Source organism: Mesorhizobium sp. B2-3-5 (assembly GCF_006442395.1).
Classification (GTDB): Bacteria; Pseudomonadota; Alphaproteobacteria; order Rhizobiales; family Rhizobiaceae; genus Mesorhizobium.
Genome location: NZ_VFVX01000001.1, coordinates 409,261 through 424,851, shown reverse-complemented (window position 1 = coordinate 424,851; position 15,591 = coordinate 409,261). Strand labels below are relative to the sequence as shown.

The window sequence follows — 15,591 nt, the reverse complement described above, 5'->3', positions numbered from 1 at the left end:
AATGTGTAATCCAGCTGTCGTGGTGTCGTAGACGAAAGCTTGGTCCCGTGAACGCAACCGGTCAGTCCGCAATCTTCGGCAAGCGCAAGGAACCGCACACGGTCATCATCGCCCGGGGCAATGAGATCAGGCACTTCACGATCCGGCCCTGGCTCGCGGCCTTCATCGGTTCCGCGTTGGCCGCCATCGCCATCGGTTACCTCCTGGCCACGTCCTATCTCGTGCTGCGCGACGACCTGATCGGAGCCACCACGGCACGCCAGGCACGCATGCAGCAGGCTTACGAAGACCGCATCTCGGCACTTCGCGCGCAGGTCGACCGCATCACCAGCCGTCAGCTTCTCGACCAGCAATTGATGGAGACCAAGGTCAGCGAACTGCTTGAACGCCAGACGCAGCTCAGCCAGCGTCACGGCCGTCTCGGCCCACTGCTCGAACGCGCCGAGAACGACGTCGGAGCGGTGCCCGCCGAGGATCCGGCAACGGCTGCCAAGCCTGACAAGCGCACCGAGGTGACCGGCAGCCTCACCCAGCCCACGCACAATTATGCGGTCGCCAGCCTGGGCGCCGACCTTGGCGCCGCCGACACCAGGCCGTTCTCCCTGTGGTCGACCCGCACCGATCCGCTGCCCAGCGATTCAGCCGCCGATCGCGCAGACAAGCTGTTCGTCTCGATCAATCAATCGCTGAAATCCATAGAGAATGAACAACTCACCCGCATCGGCACGCTGGCCGACAATGCCTATAAGAACGCCGATGCCATCCAGCAGGCGCTACAGACGGCCGGACTGCCGGTCGACAGCGATTTCGGCAAGAACGAAACCGATGTCGGGGGACCGTTGATCCCTCTCGACAGTTCGATGATGTTCGACAGCAAGGTCAAGGAACTGGACGAAGCCCTGGATACGCTCGACCATCTCAAGAAGGAGGCGCGCCAGCTGCCGCTTGCCAACCCCGCTCCCGGCCATTCCGTCACCAGCCCGTTCGGCGTGCGCACCGACCCCATCCTTGGCACCGCCGCGCTGCATTCGGGCATGGACTTCAGGGCGCCCATCGGCATGGCGGCGCGGGTCACCGCGCCGGGCATTGTCACCAAGGCCGGCTGGAACGGCGGCTATGGCCGCATGGTGGAAGTCGATCACGGCAACGGCTTTGCGACCCGTTACGGGCATCTGAGCGAAATCGACGTGAGCGTGGGCCAGAGACTGGACGCCGGCGCCATCATCGGCAAGACCGGCAGCAGCGGCCGCTCGACCGGCCCGCACCTACACTATGAGGTCCGGCACAATGGCGAGGCGATCGATCCCCTGCGTTTTCTCACCGTTGGCAAGAAGGTCGCGCAGTTTCTCTGAGGCGCTGGTCTGTTCGTCCGCCCAGGAATTCAGAACAGCCTGTCCCGCTCCGCGATCAATCCGGCGAGCCGAGCCATCAAATACTGAACACGCATTCACCGGTGTTGCGCCCTATTTTTGAATTCCATTTGACTGAATAAATCTTTGGTGCGAACCTTGCGTCAACCGAGGGCGCAAGGCATGGCATTGCGGGGGACCAATCAGGAGTTCGGGCGGCCTTACAACCGGCGCATCGTGCTGGAGTCCATCCGCCGGCACGGTCCCATCGCGCGTGGCGACATCGCCACACATGTCGGCCTCACCGTCCAGACCGTATCGACCATCGTTCGTGAGCTGGAGGAACAGGGCTACATCCTGTCCGTGCGCGAGGAGCCGAAAGGTCGCGGATTGCCGCCGACAACCCTTCGCGTCAACCCCGAGGGCGGCTACGCGGTCGGCATCCACATCACGCCCCTGGACATCAATGCCGCGCTGATCAATCTCAGTGGCGACGTGGTCGAAAGCGCGCACCGCAAAGCCTCCAATGCGACACCCGATCATGCCTTCGGCCTGATTGGCGACATGGTGCGCGAACTGACCGCCCTCAGACCCGGAGGACGCGTGCTGGGCATTGGCATGGCCCTGCCCGGTCCATTTGGCGTTGAATCCATGAGTTTCGTCGGACCGACCACGATGGCCGGCTGGAAGGATGTGGCGCTGCGCGAGCGGCTGGCGGCCTCGACCGGACTGCCGGCCTTCTTTGAGACCGACATGGCGGCGGCGGCCATGGGCGAGCGGCTCTATGGGCTCGGCGCTCAATTCTCCGAATATTACTACCTCTATTTCGGCGTCGGCCTTGGCGGCGTCATGGTCCATGACGGCGGCGCGCTGCGCGGCGCCTGGGGGAACGCTGGCGAGGTTGGGCATATTCCCATCATTCCCGGCGGCGAGTCTTGCCCCTGTGGCAATCGCGGCTGCCTCGAAAGATATCTTTCGCTCGAGGCGCTTCGGCGCTGGAACGGCAGTGAGGCCGATTGGGTGGCGGAAGTCGCGCCGATCTTTCACAATGCAATCGCCGTCATCGAAAATCTGTTCGACCCTGAGACGGTCATCCTCGGCGGGCTGGCCTCCCCTGATCTGCTCGAACGGCTGGCCGGTTCGACTGGTGCTTTGCACAACTCCGTCTCGGCGCGCAAGGACCGGACGACGCCGCGGGTCATGGTCGCGCGCGGCGGTCAACATTCGGTGCTGCGCGGCGCCGCCGCCCTCGCGGTCTCCGGAGTGCTTTCGCCCCGCTTCGGACAGATGTTCGCGGCCGAGCGCGAACGCGGGCGCGATCTGCTGGCGGCCAAGGAGATCGCGGCATGAGCGAACCGCTGCTGGTGCTCGACGACGTCACCAAGAACTATGGCGCGATCGAAGCGCTGAAAGGGATCAGTTTCTCGATCGCCAGGGGCGAGGTGGTGGCGTTGCTCGGCGACAATGGCGCCGGCAAATCGACGCTGGTCAAGATCATATCAGGCGGACTGGAGCCCACCTCGGGCCGCATGCTGTTCGAGGGCAAGGAGTTTCTTGCCCGGTCACCGGCGGAAGCCAAGGCGGCGGGCATCGAGACCGTCTACCAGGACCTCTCGCTCTGCACCAATGTCGATGTGGTGGCCAATTTCTTCATGGGCCGCGAGATCACCAGGAAGGTGCTCGGCATTCCCGTGCTCGACGAACGTGCCATGGAGGTCGTCGTCGGGAAGGCGCTGGCCAACGCCGGCACCCGCATTCCGTCATTGCGCACCAATGTCGAGCACCTCTCGGGCGGCCAGCGGCAGGCCATCGAACTCAACCGCTTCGTGCATTGGGGCGGCAAGCTGGTGCTCCTCGACGAACCCTTCGCCGCCCTTGGCGTCGAGCAAACGCGGCGCGGCCTCGACATGATCCGCCAGGTGGCGAGCCAGGGCATCGGCGTCGTCATCATCACCCACATCATGCAGCAGGCTTTTCAGGTCGCCGACCGGATCGTTGTGATCCGGCAAGGCGTCGTGGCCGGCGATATCGCCAGAAACAAAACAAGTCCCGATGCGGTGATCAACATGATCACCGGGGAGACGCTTGCCGGTGCCGGACCGACAGGCTGAGGGACAAAGAGGGGTCCGGCTTAACAGGGAGCCAATGACATGAAGCGAATACTTCTTGCTGTCTTCGGTATCCTGGCACTGGCCTTTGCCACGCTCACGCCGGCATTCGCCCAGTCCAAGGGTACTGTCTACTACATGGTGCCGACATTGCTCGATGAATTCCAGACCGGCTCGGTGAGCGCGCTGGAACTGTTCCTGAAGCAGGTCGGCTACGAGATGAAGACGCTGAACGCCGACAACAAGACCGACGCGCAGCAGTCGCAAATGAACGACGTCATCGCACTGAAGCCGAAGGCGATCATCCTGGCGGCGGTCGATTTCAACGCGTTGAAGCCATCGATCGAGGCGGCGCGTGCCGCCGGCATCCCGGTGGTCGAGTTCGACCGCCAGATCACGTCGACGCCGTCCGATTTCACCTCGGTGGCGGGTACCGTCGAGATCGGCCACATCGCGGCCGACCAAGCGGAGAAGCTGCTGAAGGCGAAGAACGGATCGGTGAAGGGCAAGGTCCTGCAGGTGCTCGGCGATCCCGGCGATCCCTATACGCTCGACATCCAGAAGGGCTTTGAGGAGAAGATGAAGGCGTTCCCGGACGTCAAGATCATCTCGCTCCCGGCCATGCAGTGGGAGGCGAGCAATGCCGGCACCATCGTGGCGGACCAGATGCTGGCCAATCCCGACATCGACCTGATCTTCAGCCATGCCGCGCATCTCTCCGTCGCCGCCGTCGCCTCGCTCGAGGCCGCCGGCAAGAAGCCCGGCGACGTCATGCTGATGAGCTCGAACGGCGCGCCGGTCGGCCTCGACCTCATCCGCAAAGGCTGGCTCAACGTCGAAGTCGAGCAGCCGCTCTACGCGCAGGCAGCGGCGGTCGCCATGTTCATGGACAAGGTCGCCAACAAGCAGGAGATCAAGCCCGGCGACTATGACGTTCTGGGCCTGAAGTCGGTCGTGACCAAGGAAGCCTGGGGACCGAACATCAAGATCCCGGGTGCCGCGATCACCAAGGAAAACGTCGACAATGCGGCCTTCTGGGGCAACCAGAAGGCGCCGACGGATACCGTCAAGGCCGTCGAATAGGTGAGACGCGAAACGCTCCGGGCCAACGGCCCGGAGCACCCTCCCGCAACTTAAATCCGTGCACGGTCCCGACTGAAATTTGGGGCCATGCCGCCAGCCGGATCATGCCATGAACCCCCGCACACGCCATGCCCTGGAGTTCGTCCTCGACAACCTTGTCTGGTTCATGCTGGTCTTCGTGCTGGTGGTGTTCTCCATCTTCATCCCGAACTATTTCCAACTCGGCATCTTCGCCAACATCATCGAAGCCTCGAGCGTGCTGGGCGTGATGTCGATCGGCCTGGCGCTGGTTATCATCGCCGGCCACATGGACCTGTCGGTCGAATCTGTTGCCGCGCTCAGCGCAATGGTGGTTGGCATCCTGTTCTGCTCATCGGGCATCGGCCTAGGCGTCCAGTTGCACCCGGAATGGCTGATGGTTCCGGTGTCGCTGCTGCTGGCGCTGGCCGTCGGCGGCCTCATCGGCGCCTTCAACGGGTTGCTCGTCGTCAAGGTCAAGATGAGCGCCTTCATCATCACGCTGGCGTCCTATATCTGGGTGCGCGGGCTGGTGCTGGTCATTTCGGGCGGCCGCTCGGCTCAGGATCTGGCACCTTCCATCCGCTGGTTCGGCATCCAGCGGCTGATCGGCCTGCCGCTCACCGCCTGGATCGCCATCGCCTGTTTCGTGGTCTTCTCGCTGATCATGGCGAAAACGCCCTTCGGCCGGCACCTCGTGATGATCGGCGGCAACGAAACCGCGACCTTCCGCGCCGGCATCCGGGTGAACCGCAACCTCATCATCGCCTTTATACTCGCCGGCGCCATCGCCGGGCTCGCCGGCTGGCTGCTGGCGATCCGCACCTCGGGCGCCACCGCCAATCTTGGTGTTGGCCTGTTGTTCAATGCCTTCGCCGCGGTCGTCATCGGCGGCGTCAGCCTGAAAGGCGGCGTCGGCACCCTGCCCGGCGTCTATGCCGGCGTGCTTCTGCTCTCGGCCATCAACACGGCGATCAATCTGATGGGGCTGCCCGCCAACTTCACCCAGGTGATCCACGGCCTGCTCGTGCTGGCCGCCGTGCTGCTCGATGCATTCAAGCAAACCATTCGCCAAAGACTGGCATGACAGGACGGCTGAAAAACAAGGTGGCACTGATCGTCGGCAGCGCGCGCGGCATCGGCAAGGGCATCGCGTTGCGCTTCGCCGAAGAAGGCGCAAGGCTGGTGCTGGCCGATGCCGAGGCCGAGGCCGGGCAAGCGACGGCGAATGAGCTCGGCGCCCCTTTCATCCGCGCCGACATCTCACAAATGCGCGACGCCGAGGCCGCGGTGGCACTGGCGCTGGAACGCCACGGCCGCCTTGACATCATCGTCCAGAATGCCGGCATCTATCCCTGGCAACTGATCGAGAACACCAGCGCCGACGACTGGGACCGCGTCATGGCCGTCAATTTGCGTGGCACCTTCAACGCCAGCCGTGCGGCGCTGGTGCCGATGAAGGCGCAGCGCTCCGGGCGCATGCTATACACCTCATCGATCACCGGCCCGCATGTGACCAGCCCGGGCCATGGCCACTATTCGGCCAGCAAGGCCGGCATCAACGGCTTCATCCGGGCAGCGGCACTGGAGTTCTCCGGCTACGGCATCACCGTCAACGGCGTAGAACCGGGGAACATCCTCACCGAAGCCATCCAGCAGCACCGCGGCGCCGCCTATATCAAGAACATGGAGGATTCCATCCCGCTCGGTCGCCTCGGCAGCCCGCGCGACGTCGCCAACGCCTTCCTGTTCCTGGCCTCCGACGATGCCAGCTACATCACCGGGACGACCATTGTCGTCGACGGCGGGCAGTTGCTGCCCGAGGGCAATGATTTTCGGATGGCGCCGCCCTGAGCCTGACGCGCGATTCTGGGCGGAAAGCCGGCGCCCTCATCCGAACCAGTTCAACAATTGTTCGAACATTCCTGGCGGCTCCAACGAGAACACCGCTCTAAATGTCGTCGGCTGGTCGCTGGAAAGTGCCGAAGCAAGCGGTCGGGAATATGATGCCGTCCGTCCGTCGTCCGATATCGTGCCACTCGTCTCGATGATGCGCGGAGCGGTCACCGTCCATGCGATATGCCTGCCTGACATCTTCGCCAATATGAGGGTCTGCAGCCCTTGTGCCATTGGATCGTCGGCATACTTGCCGGTTGGCTTGAGACTGGGGAAATTGACGACGAATTCGTAATTTTCCCCAACTTGGTTGAGCTGAACCCCTTGCCTTTTGTCCCCTCCGACATTGGCATTCGAAAGAGCCGCAACGAGATCGTCCGTCTTGCCGAAGAATGAGATGGAGCAGACTTCATCCCCTCCCTCGGTTGTCCGCTCGGCTGTTCCGGTGATTCCTCGCAAGGACAACAGCTTTTCAGAACTGCACCATTTGCTGTTCGCGTCCTTGGCCATCGCAAGCAGCGAAGCATCCACAGCTATGCGGACGTTGGCCGTAGCGGTCCCGTCGCGACGGAAGGCCAGATCCTGCTTCATGTCGAAGCAGCCTGCCACCAACAGACATCCGATCAACGACACCGCGATGTTACGATGAACGGGAGACATCCAAAGACGCATCACACCTATTTTTCACATCCAAGCTCGGGCTCAGCGCAAAAATGGCCAGCCGACAATGCGAAATGATCCATAAAACCATGAGACCATATGGTGGGCGATGACGGGCTCGAACCGCCGACATCTTCGGTGTAAACTTTTTAACCCCTTCTGAAAGCCGCATCGCTCTGGGAAAAGAGCGCTTCGTACACGGGCGTTTTCGGCACCATGTTCATCCTGTGTTCTTCATCGCAGGTTCATGCGTGCCAGAGGGAACTTCGTAAATTCCAAGCTCCAGAGCGCTTGCGGCCTTGCGAAGGTGCTGCGGGCTGTATCTCGCATAGACGCGGTAGGTGATAGCGATATTGCTGTGCCCGAGATATTGGCTGATCTCGGGGATAGGAACGCCCGCCTCTGCCATCCATACGGCTGCAGTGTGGCGGAAAACATGCGGGCTGACACCCTCTAACCCGGCCTTCGTTGCTGCGGTCTCTATGGCCTTCTTGACAGACTTGATGCGATCGCCAGCCCACTCCACCACATAGTCGCTCAGAGCGCCCTTGCGCGCCTCCTGTAGGGCGGCAAACAATGTGTTGTTGATTGGCGGATTTGCCCTCCCCTTTTGCTCTCGCGTGTTCTCCGGGTCGGTTAGGTAGATGACGCGTCGCTGGAAATCGACACGGTCCCAAGTCAACTCCAGCAGCGCCGATATACGCGCCGCCGTGGCAAGCATGAGATGACAGACAAGTCGGACGTGCGGAAGCGTTGCGGCTGCAAGGATCAGCTTTGCCTCGTCTCGCGTCAAATGCCTATCCTTGGGCGCCGGCTTCTTCGGCCGCTCGATCTCGGGGGCAAAGCCGATAAGCCGCTTCTTGAGCGCCCAAACCAAAACCGTCCGCAGGTGGCCCAACTCGGTATGAATAGCACCATCGGAACGGCCCAGCTTGCGCCGTGCGGCGGTGTAGGCGTCGCACTCGGCCTTGGTGATGTCCTCGCCGTCCCTGTGCCCAAAGTGCAGCAGGATGGCTTTGCCGGTGAAACTCATCGTCGTGGCGATTGACTTCGCCGCCTTATCCAGACGATACGCCTCCCAGAGGTCTGCAATCTTGCGGCCTTGCGGCCTGGTTAGCTCCGCATAGACGGCTGGCGCAAGGCGTTGAGCCTCGCGCGGGTCACTGGTGCCGAGTGAATGGCGGTGACGTTTTCCGTCCCGGTAGAATGCAAGGGCAAGGCCGCCCCTGAGTCTGGTGATGCTCCAGTCCGACATTCGTAAGCCTCCACATCCTCGCCTCTGATTCGCAGCAACTTGCCTCCCAATTTGAAGCTTGGCAAATCGCCAGCAGCGATCAGATTGCGAACATGGCGTTCAGAACAAAGCCAAAGCTCGGCTACCATCTTCGGTGTCATGGCACGAGGAAGGGTCATTGCCGCCCCCCAGCCTTAGTTCTTAGCCATTGGTCAAGTTCGCTTTTGAAGGCGAAGTACCGGTCGCTGGGTCGAAAAATCGGGCATCGAGGATCCGTCGCCAGTTCGTAAATCAGGCTCTCGCTGCAGCCCAGATACTTAGCAATCTGGCGCGCCGTCCATATTTTGTCGTCCCCCTTCATGCGGCGCTGCCCCCCGGCCTCGACGAGCTAGGCCGCTGTCTGGCAATCTCGGCTCTCACCGCGTTCCAGAATTCCTCAGATAGTCGTTTCCTCTCGCCCGGAAGAATTCCCAGTAGGCTGAAGCGCTCCTGAATCTCATCGTCAACTTGAATGGCATATGCATCAGCCTGCTTCGAACTACCCTGACCCAGCCATTTTGCAGCCACTTGGCGAATTATTCCGACCTGCTTTCCAGGCGGAAAGGTGATCAGCCGGCAAGCGGGGGTCCACTGGAAAAGAGGAAGATTTTCATGCCGATCAATCATCCAGCCCTCCTTTTTTCGGTCGAAAGATCATCAGTCTCAAGGCTGCTACTATCCAAGGGCGACTTCCGACCATCGGGAGGAAGGGCCGGAGGCCCCGCGAAGCGGTCACCGCCCGTAGCGCCGACGGTAGCGACTAGCGAAGCGAAGTCGCTCCTCTTTTCCTCTACCTCTCTAGACTCTGAACTCTTGGCTGCATTTGCATCGATCACCGATTGATGCTGCTCGTTTTTTCCCCAGCGATGTCCTGCATTTTTGCTGCGCACATCGCTCACATTTTTGCGGTGATCGATTTCGGATTGAACGAGGTCTGACCACAGGCCCCCGTCTCTCCGGATGATTCGACCGTCATTTAGGAAGATGCCAATCGTCCGCGCGAAGGTGCGCGTGTTACATCCACAAAGGCGCGCCAGGCGCGAATGATCTTCAGCTATTGGCTCGCCGCGTTGGTGCATGTGAGCAATGAGATTGATCAGGATGCCAGATTCCGTTGCCTTCAGGTCGCGCGTCCATGCGATCCAATCGGCCACAAAAAATCGCAACCAAGGTGCTGACCTCCGCAGGCTCATGAAGTGCGCGCCGTCCGCGCATGGGCGCTGAGCAGCCGTTCGGCCGTCTCTGCCATCTCGCGGGCCCTATCGATATCAGCGGGCTTCGGTGACAGCCCCCGGCCTTCCTGGGCGGCTTCGCGCTGGATCAGAAGAGCGTCAAGTCGGCTTCTGGCTCCCTCGGCTTGGACAAGCAGCCGTATGAGTTCGTATTCGGCGCCGGTCACGCAACGGCCTTCGGATCGGTCACACCCGCTTCGATGAACGCGTGCAAGTCGGCCTCGCGATAAAAAATCCTGCCGCCACGGTTGATATAGCGCGGACCGCGTCCCTTGGTTCTCCACCATTGCAAAGTGGCTACGGGGACAGGATGGCCCTCCGGCCCGAGAAGGATTCCGGCATCTGCCGGCAACAGAAGTTTGTTGGGGGTCAATTGGGTCTCCATCGTATGCATTAGCAACGATGGATGTGGACGCTTTTAGTTGGGAAACAACGGCAACGCCTAAAGGTTTCTGTTAATCGAATTATTGGTATCCCGAGAAAACCATTGGAAATATTGAAGCCTAGCCCAAATCGCGAAAAAAGCCGCCCCGAAGGACGGCTTTGGCCAAAGCGCCACCATTGGCGGCCGAAGAATCGCTATCCCCGGTTCTTGGGAATCATTTCAATCCAATCCGGTTCGCACCCTTCTGCATCGGCAATACCTTCGCGAAGAGCGGAGCAATCCTCGTTGCTGATGGTGCTAGGGTATTCGACCTGTAGGCGGGCGCCGGGGCGATTTTCCACCCTTCTCCAGTCGATGATTTTGCCTGCAACGATAAGCTTCTGCATATAGTTTTCCAATGTGATTTTTCCTCTTCAGGCTGGCTCAAGGCGGGCCACGAATCCGAAATTGAAATCAAATTCATCCGCCAGGCTATACCAAACCGGTCGAACTCCCTTGGCAGACGCGTACTCCTCCAGCGCCGCCATGTACTCTCTGGTAGCGGCCAACATCCGTTCCATTGGTAATAGATTTGTGCTAGTGATTATGTCGGTCATTCGAAGCTCCTTTCCAGCTTTTGATGGCAAGTAGCGGGGAGCTTGTGTCCGCAAGCCCCCGCTACGAACATCACGAAGCGTGTGCTTATTTGCATAAGGCGTCAAGTGGTGGCCGAAAATATGGGTTTTGCAGATTTTAGACTTGGCTACGTGGTCAACCCCGGCAAGTCTTCCGGCGCGACTGCGGGATAGAGCGTGATCGAGCGGATGAACGCGTCATCCAGAACGAACGTGTCGTCGCCGTCGTGACCGATGGTGATCGTGTTGACGGGTGAGAATGGCGCATACGCTACGGTCTGGGTCACTGCCGAGCCGCCGTCGATCGAGACTGAATAGTCATAGTTCCCGGCGTTGTGGCGGCCGAGCGTGAAAGCTGATTTGTGAGCGCCGGTGCCGTCGTAGGTGACCTCGCCCGAGAACCAGACATCGGCCTGGTCCTCTAGGATGTGGTTGTGACCGACGTTGACATAGTTGGTCATCATGGACCGGCTCGCGGCATCCATGATGCACATTAGAAATCCGTAGGGGTCCGAAATGTGGTTGACATCGAAAAGGATCGTGCAACCAGCCGCCAGCCCGGCCGCTATGTCATCGAACAGCGCGCCTATGGCGATGGGGCGATTCCCGTTGCTGTTGTCGACGTACATGCCTGAGGCCGAGATCGATGACGGATCGAAGGCGCCTCCAAGCAAGGCGGCGATAGTCCTGTCAGCACCGCCCGCGTAGCAATAGCCAGTTTGCAGGTTGAGATATGCGGTTGAGCCAGGCGGGCGGACACCGCCGCCGGCCGAAGGCGCTTGCGAAGAGATGATGCCAACCGGGATCAAGCGAACCTCCCGAACGCCATCCAGGCGTCAGTATCGTACTGCCAGAAGGCGGCGGGCCTCATCGATCCGTCAAGCACCACAGAGCCGCCGCTGGAGCCGTTGACGGTCACGCCAGTATCTCCGGTCACTGTCACCGCGCCGGCGCCAATGCCAGCGGCTGCGATGATGGCGCCCACTGGGAAGGCAACGTCAGCATGCGCGGGGATCGTCGCCGCGATCGGAGACGCGTTGTCGAGCGTGGTGCACGTGCCGAGATCATCCAAGGCGAATGTATAGGAGGTGCCAGTTTGCGGGTTAGGTGGCATCAGTCCGAATTGCGAATAGAGCTCGCCAGTCATGTCGTTGATGGCGTCTCCGGCTTCGCGCAGCGGCGTGCCAGTCCCGTCGTTGCCGGAGGTTCCGAGATTGAGGACTATCTGGCCCATGTGTCCTATTCCTGATCGAGTGTGATTACGGTGCTGTCGAGTGTCAGCACCGTCGAATCCATGGTTGGCGTGTAGTTGAAAACAACGTGTCGCTGCGCCCTGTACCCGCGCCCGACAACCGCGCTCATCATGTAGACACGGAAGGTCAGTTCGTCCGGATAGGCCCCGAAGTCGGCGATAATGTCGGTGTCGATGTAGTGCACAGATGGCATCGAGCTGGTCAGCGTCCGCAAAACGGTTTCGCCGTCCATCACATCCCATTCGAAAGCCAGCGTGGCCTCACCGTGGTTCGCGGGATTGAGGCCGGCCGCCAGCCGCGAACGATGATCGCAGGAGAGATCGATTCCTGTTGGCGGGCTATCGCCCAATGAGGCATTGAGGTTGACGCACGCATATGGTGTTTCGGCGGCGCCGCGAAGGACGTGAGCCGCTGCAGCTACCGCAGCCGGGCTCTGCCCAAATCCGACGGCCTTGTAGAGCTTGCTCGCGTTTAGATCCGACGTCGGATGGCGAACCCCATGCACCCACTCCGGACTTGCTAGCACGAAAAGGTCACCGACCTGGTGAAGGTGGGCAAACACTTCCGTGCCGCGATAGCCCCTCACTGCGAAGCCTGAGAGCGTGTAGGAGCCGTCGCCGTTGTCGGTGACTGCCTTGTAGCCAACGCCCTCCCAGCGGCCCGCTGTGCCGATGAAGGCAAGGTTCTGGCCAGCAAGAACATCGGCCTCAGTTCTGTCAACCAACAGCGCCGCGTTACCGGAAATCTTGCGGATAGTGACGGTCGAGTCATCATCCGTCGCGAAGGGGACTAATGGGTTGCCGAGCGCGCCGTCACAAACGCCTATGACGCCGCCGTGTGGCGCCTGATCGTATTCGGGAGCCAGGTCGGCGTAGAGAGTGCCGCCGCCCCAGTTGGCTTGACCACGTGAGGCAACCACGCCGTATTGAACAATTCCGGCGCCGGCCGCGTCATCGGAATAGCGGAGCAGAGGGATATCAAGGTGGATGTACTGCGATAGAACGGTGACGGTCGAGATCCCGGAAAAGCCAGCGTTTGTGACGGCGGCCACTTCAGCGGAAAGGGAAGTCTGAAAGTCTCTCGCCTCGAGTTCAACGACTAGACTTTCTTTGATGTTCACTTTGGTGAGTTCGACCGCGTAACTCACGGCACCGGACACCACGGTAACCACGTCGCCGGGGATCATCCGGGCAAACTCGGCATAGGCAGAAAAGGCGTGAGTCCTGGCCTGAAGCCTCCAAAGGAGCTCATGAACAAGCCGTTCTCCGTCGGTATCTGAGAGGGTAAGCGACGTTGAGAAGTCTTGCGCTTTTGTCGATCGCGTCACCTCGTAGAGGGAACCGAAAGCGTCGGCTGTTACCGTGCGCGGCTGATAATTGTCGTCCTTCGAGACATACTCCAGAGACACCTTTGCAACTCGGGTGATGTCGCTCTCATCGTCAGATTTGATCGAGCCACCTTTCTTAAAAACAATGTCGGTATCGGCAATTGACGCGTCGGGAGTGAATGAACCGTCGGTTGGGGTCTTGCGGAAGACGATCTTGCTCCCGATGTCGGACCAAACGAAGCCAAGCGGATCCTGATATGTGCGCAGGAGCGCCTTGATGCTGATGTTCTTGTCGATCACATCTCCCCAATCGGTCAGGCCCTCAAACCCGGAGAATTCGATCTGATCGATGGTGTAGGGGCCGAGATAGGTCAGCAAGTCGACGATATGGCTTTGCGTGGTGATCTGCCCCGGAGTGGTGCCCGGGATGGTGTACCTGGTCCAAACCGTATCCCCGCGCGACATGAAGTAAGACAGCCGAGCGTGGTCATAAAAACCGTAGGACACATCCTGTCCGGTTTCCGCGTTGACATCGGCCAATTTGGTCGCGGTGTGGCCGGCGATGTCGACGGCCCAAAGATCTTGCGCGCTCGAACTGAACAATGCGTAGCCCGGGCGGGCGTAGTCTCGTTGAGAACCAAAGGTCCCGGAAATGTCGAACAGGGGGAGCGAGACGGTGAACGCGTCCGCAATCGCGCCAGTGTCCGGAGTCACCAACTGGACGTTGAATGTTCCAGATGGAAACTCTTCCAGAACGACAAGGTATTCTGTCTCAGGATCATAGTGGACGGCCGTGACTGTCCCGGCGGGCGTGTAGGCTACGGTAGTGGCCCAAGTGTCGCCAGAGAAAGTGATCTCATAAATGATACCGGCGTGCACATAGAAGAATGAGGCAGCAGATGCAGAGAACTGCCTGCCGCGATATGCCGTCGCAAAGCTTTGGCTGGTATCCAGTGATGTGACGTCGAATGTTCCTGCGGTGATGTCGATGACACCGACCACAGGATGCGCCGGGTTGGCCCCGGAAAAATCCGCGCCGGCCACCAGCCAGTTATCGCCGAACTGAATCGACCCCTGCCAGGCAATGTTCTGCGTTGCCGAATCCAGCCACTCAGCGACATAGGCGCCAGTGGTAGCGTTGTAGACGCGGGTCGGCGCCAGTGGGTCATCCTTCGCCAAGCGCACGAGGATGAACCCTAAGCCAAGCGGGGTTGCCCAGACGCCTTCCGCCTCCAAGACGCCGCCGCTTACATAGGCCTCCGTGTTCTGCAACGGAACGCGGTACAATTCGCTATAGGTGTCGACGTCCAGCACCGACAGGTACATGACGGGCGTGCCAGGTAGCTGTTGCGACGTCAGAATCTGGTAGATCAGCCCGTCGACCGGATCGTACGCGGCATGCTGATAGGCCGAGCTCATGTTTGCCGGCGCCTGACCGGTCCATGAAATCTCCCCACTGCCGCCAGTGTCCGTCGCGGCGTTGGAGATCACCGCCGTAATCGTCGGCGCCTTCAGTGAAGGGTAGTCCGGCAATGCAAGCAGGACATCGCCGGTGTGAGCGCCGGCATTTTCTCCGACGATCTGCCTTACGATCGGGTCAACGACCGTCTGCAGGCCGTCGTAAAATCGGAATTCGATCTTGGGTATGGCGCCATTCTCGGCATCAAAGACGACTTCTTGATCTGCCTCGATGCGGAGGAGTTTGTATCCGCGGCGGAAGTAGTCCTTGGCCAGGAGATAGACGACGTCGATAGTCGCCACAGATGTGGGATCTGGAGCGGAAAAAACAGGCGTGGACCCAACCCGATGTTCCTTGTAGTTGGTCGTTACGACCTTGGCTTGGCCATAGACCGGAATGCCGTCGACGCGCCCGCTGCCGAGTACCGCCGACTTGGTACGCCCGAGCGCTACCGGAGTGACCAGACCGGTCCGGCGAGTCGCGACGTTGCTGACACGAGGAGGAGCGGCCCCGAAATATAGGACGGGTCTGGCCAGAGACATCGGCCTAACGCCACCTGATATTGACGCCTACAAGCCGGCGCTGTGTTCGATTGGCGGGCAGATAGTCCGTCGCTTCTACATCATCCCGCCAAACGGTCGCTTCCTTCCCTGCGAATGTGCCTTGTTTGTCATGCGTCGCGGCAATGACGGCATCGCCAAGGGTCTCTGAGGCAGCGAAATCGGCACCGTGACAGGCAAGCGTGATCCTCTCGGACGGATAGCCAGACGCCCCGCCCAACATGATCTCTTCCGTCAATCCGCCCTTGAGGATCACGACATGCGGTAGGGCCGCCTCTTGCGGCGCAATCGTGTAAAAGATCCTATCCCCAACGAGGCCGGTGACCGTCGAATCTGATGCCAGGATGGCGTGGACGATATGGGCTCCGCTCATC

Annotated in this window: 16 protein-coding genes; 6 read left to right on the top strand and 10 right to left on the bottom strand. The window is 60.5% G+C overall.

The window, feature by feature from the left end; genetic code table 11:
* Nucleotides 1–47: 47 nt before the first annotated feature.
* The 6 genes from FJ958_RS02175 (at nt 48) to FJ958_RS02150 (ending at nt 6,412) form a co-directional block, all read left to right on the top strand.
* Nucleotides 48–1,352 (top strand): M23 family metallopeptidase, encoded by a 1,305-nt coding sequence (locus FJ958_RS02175; protein WP_140738812.1) that lies wholly within the window; start codon nt 48–50, stop codon nt 1,350–1,352.
* A 180-nt stretch (nt 1,353–1,532) separates the two neighbouring features.
* Nucleotides 1,533–2,699, top strand: a complete 1,167-nt coding sequence (locus FJ958_RS02170; RefSeq protein WP_140738809.1) for an ROK family transcriptional regulator — start codon at nt 1,533–1,535, stop codon at nt 2,697–2,699.
* Nucleotides 2,696–3,460, top strand: a complete 765-nt coding sequence (locus FJ958_RS02165) for an ATP-binding cassette domain-containing protein (RefSeq protein WP_140738806.1) — start codon at nt 2,696–2,698, stop codon at nt 3,458–3,460. Before FJ958_RS02170 ends, FJ958_RS02165 begins: the two co-directional genes overlap by 4 nt.
* 39 nt (nt 3,461–3,499) lie before the next feature.
* Nucleotides 3,500–4,540, top strand: coding sequence for a sugar ABC transporter substrate-binding protein (locus FJ958_RS02160; RefSeq protein ID WP_140738803.1), 1,041 nt, complete (start codon nt 3,500–3,502; stop codon nt 4,538–4,540).
* 109 nt (nt 4,541–4,649) lie between these two features.
* On the top strand, nt 4,650–5,645 hold the full coding sequence (locus FJ958_RS02155) for an ABC transporter permease (protein WP_140738800.1): 996 nt from the start codon (nt 4,650–4,652) through the stop codon (nt 5,643–5,645).
* Nucleotides 5,642–6,412, top strand: a complete 771-nt coding sequence (locus tag FJ958_RS02150) for an SDR family oxidoreductase (RefSeq protein ID WP_140738797.1) — start codon at nt 5,642–5,644, stop codon at nt 6,410–6,412. The genes FJ958_RS02155 and FJ958_RS02150 overlap by 4 nt, the downstream gene beginning before the upstream one ends.
* Before the next feature lie 36 nt (nt 6,413–6,448).
* Here FJ958_RS02150 and FJ958_RS02145 read toward each other — a convergent pair whose 3' ends face one another.
* The 10 genes from FJ958_RS02145 to FJ958_RS02095 all read right to left on the bottom strand — a co-directional run bounded on the left by FJ958_RS02145 (nt 6,449) and on the right by FJ958_RS02095 (nt 15,590).
* Nucleotides 6,449–7,045, bottom strand: a complete 597-nt coding sequence (locus FJ958_RS02145) for a hypothetical protein (protein WP_140738794.1) — start codon at nt 7,043–7,045, stop codon at nt 6,449–6,451.
* Between the two features lie 289 nt (nt 7,046–7,334).
* The gene (locus FJ958_RS02140; RefSeq protein WP_140738791.1) at nt 7,335–8,369 is read right to left on the bottom strand and encodes a site-specific integrase; all 1,035 of its coding nucleotides are present in this window, start codon (nt 8,367–8,369) and stop codon (nt 7,335–7,337) included.
* A gap of 641 nt (nt 8,370–9,010) precedes the next feature.
* On the bottom strand, nt 9,011–9,580 hold the full coding sequence (locus FJ958_RS02130) for a DUF1376 domain-containing protein (RefSeq protein WP_140738785.1): 570 nt from the start codon (nt 9,578–9,580) through the stop codon (nt 9,011–9,013).
* A gap of 202 nt (nt 9,581–9,782) precedes the next feature.
* Nucleotides 9,783–9,992 (bottom strand): helix-turn-helix domain-containing protein, encoded by a 210-nt coding sequence (locus tag FJ958_RS02125; RefSeq protein ID WP_140738782.1) that lies wholly within the window; start codon nt 9,990–9,992, stop codon nt 9,783–9,785.
* A 206-nt stretch (nt 9,993–10,198) separates the two neighbouring features.
* The gene (locus tag FJ958_RS02120) at nt 10,199–10,390 is read right to left on the bottom strand and encodes a hypothetical protein (protein ID WP_140738779.1); all 192 of its coding nucleotides are present in this window, start codon (nt 10,388–10,390) and stop codon (nt 10,199–10,201) included.
* Nucleotides 10,391–10,417: 27 nt separating this feature from the next.
* Complete coding sequence (locus FJ958_RS02115) at nt 10,418–10,600, bottom strand: hypothetical protein (RefSeq protein ID WP_140738776.1); 183 nt, start codon at nt 10,598–10,600, stop codon at nt 10,418–10,420.
* A 146-nt stretch (nt 10,601–10,746) separates the two neighbouring features.
* On the bottom strand, nt 10,747–11,427 hold the full coding sequence (locus FJ958_RS02110) for a hypothetical protein (protein WP_140738773.1): 681 nt from the start codon (nt 11,425–11,427) through the stop codon (nt 10,747–10,749).
* Entirely contained in the window at nt 11,424–11,852 is a 429-nt protein-coding gene (locus FJ958_RS02105) for a hypothetical protein (RefSeq protein WP_140738770.1), read from the bottom strand. The genes FJ958_RS02110 and FJ958_RS02105 overlap by 4 nt, the downstream gene beginning before the upstream one ends.
* 5 nt (nt 11,853–11,857) lie before the next feature.
* Nucleotides 11,858–15,199 (bottom strand): phage tail protein, encoded by a 3,342-nt coding sequence (locus FJ958_RS02100; protein ID WP_140738767.1) that lies wholly within the window; start codon nt 15,197–15,199, stop codon nt 11,858–11,860.
* 4 nt (nt 15,200–15,203) lie between these two features.
* Nucleotides 15,204–15,590: a DUF3168 domain-containing protein gene (locus tag FJ958_RS02095; RefSeq protein ID WP_140738764.1), complete on the bottom strand. Its 387-nt coding sequence runs from the start codon at nt 15,588–15,590 to the stop codon at nt 15,204–15,206.
* Between the last annotated feature and the right edge of the window lies 1 nt (nt 15,591).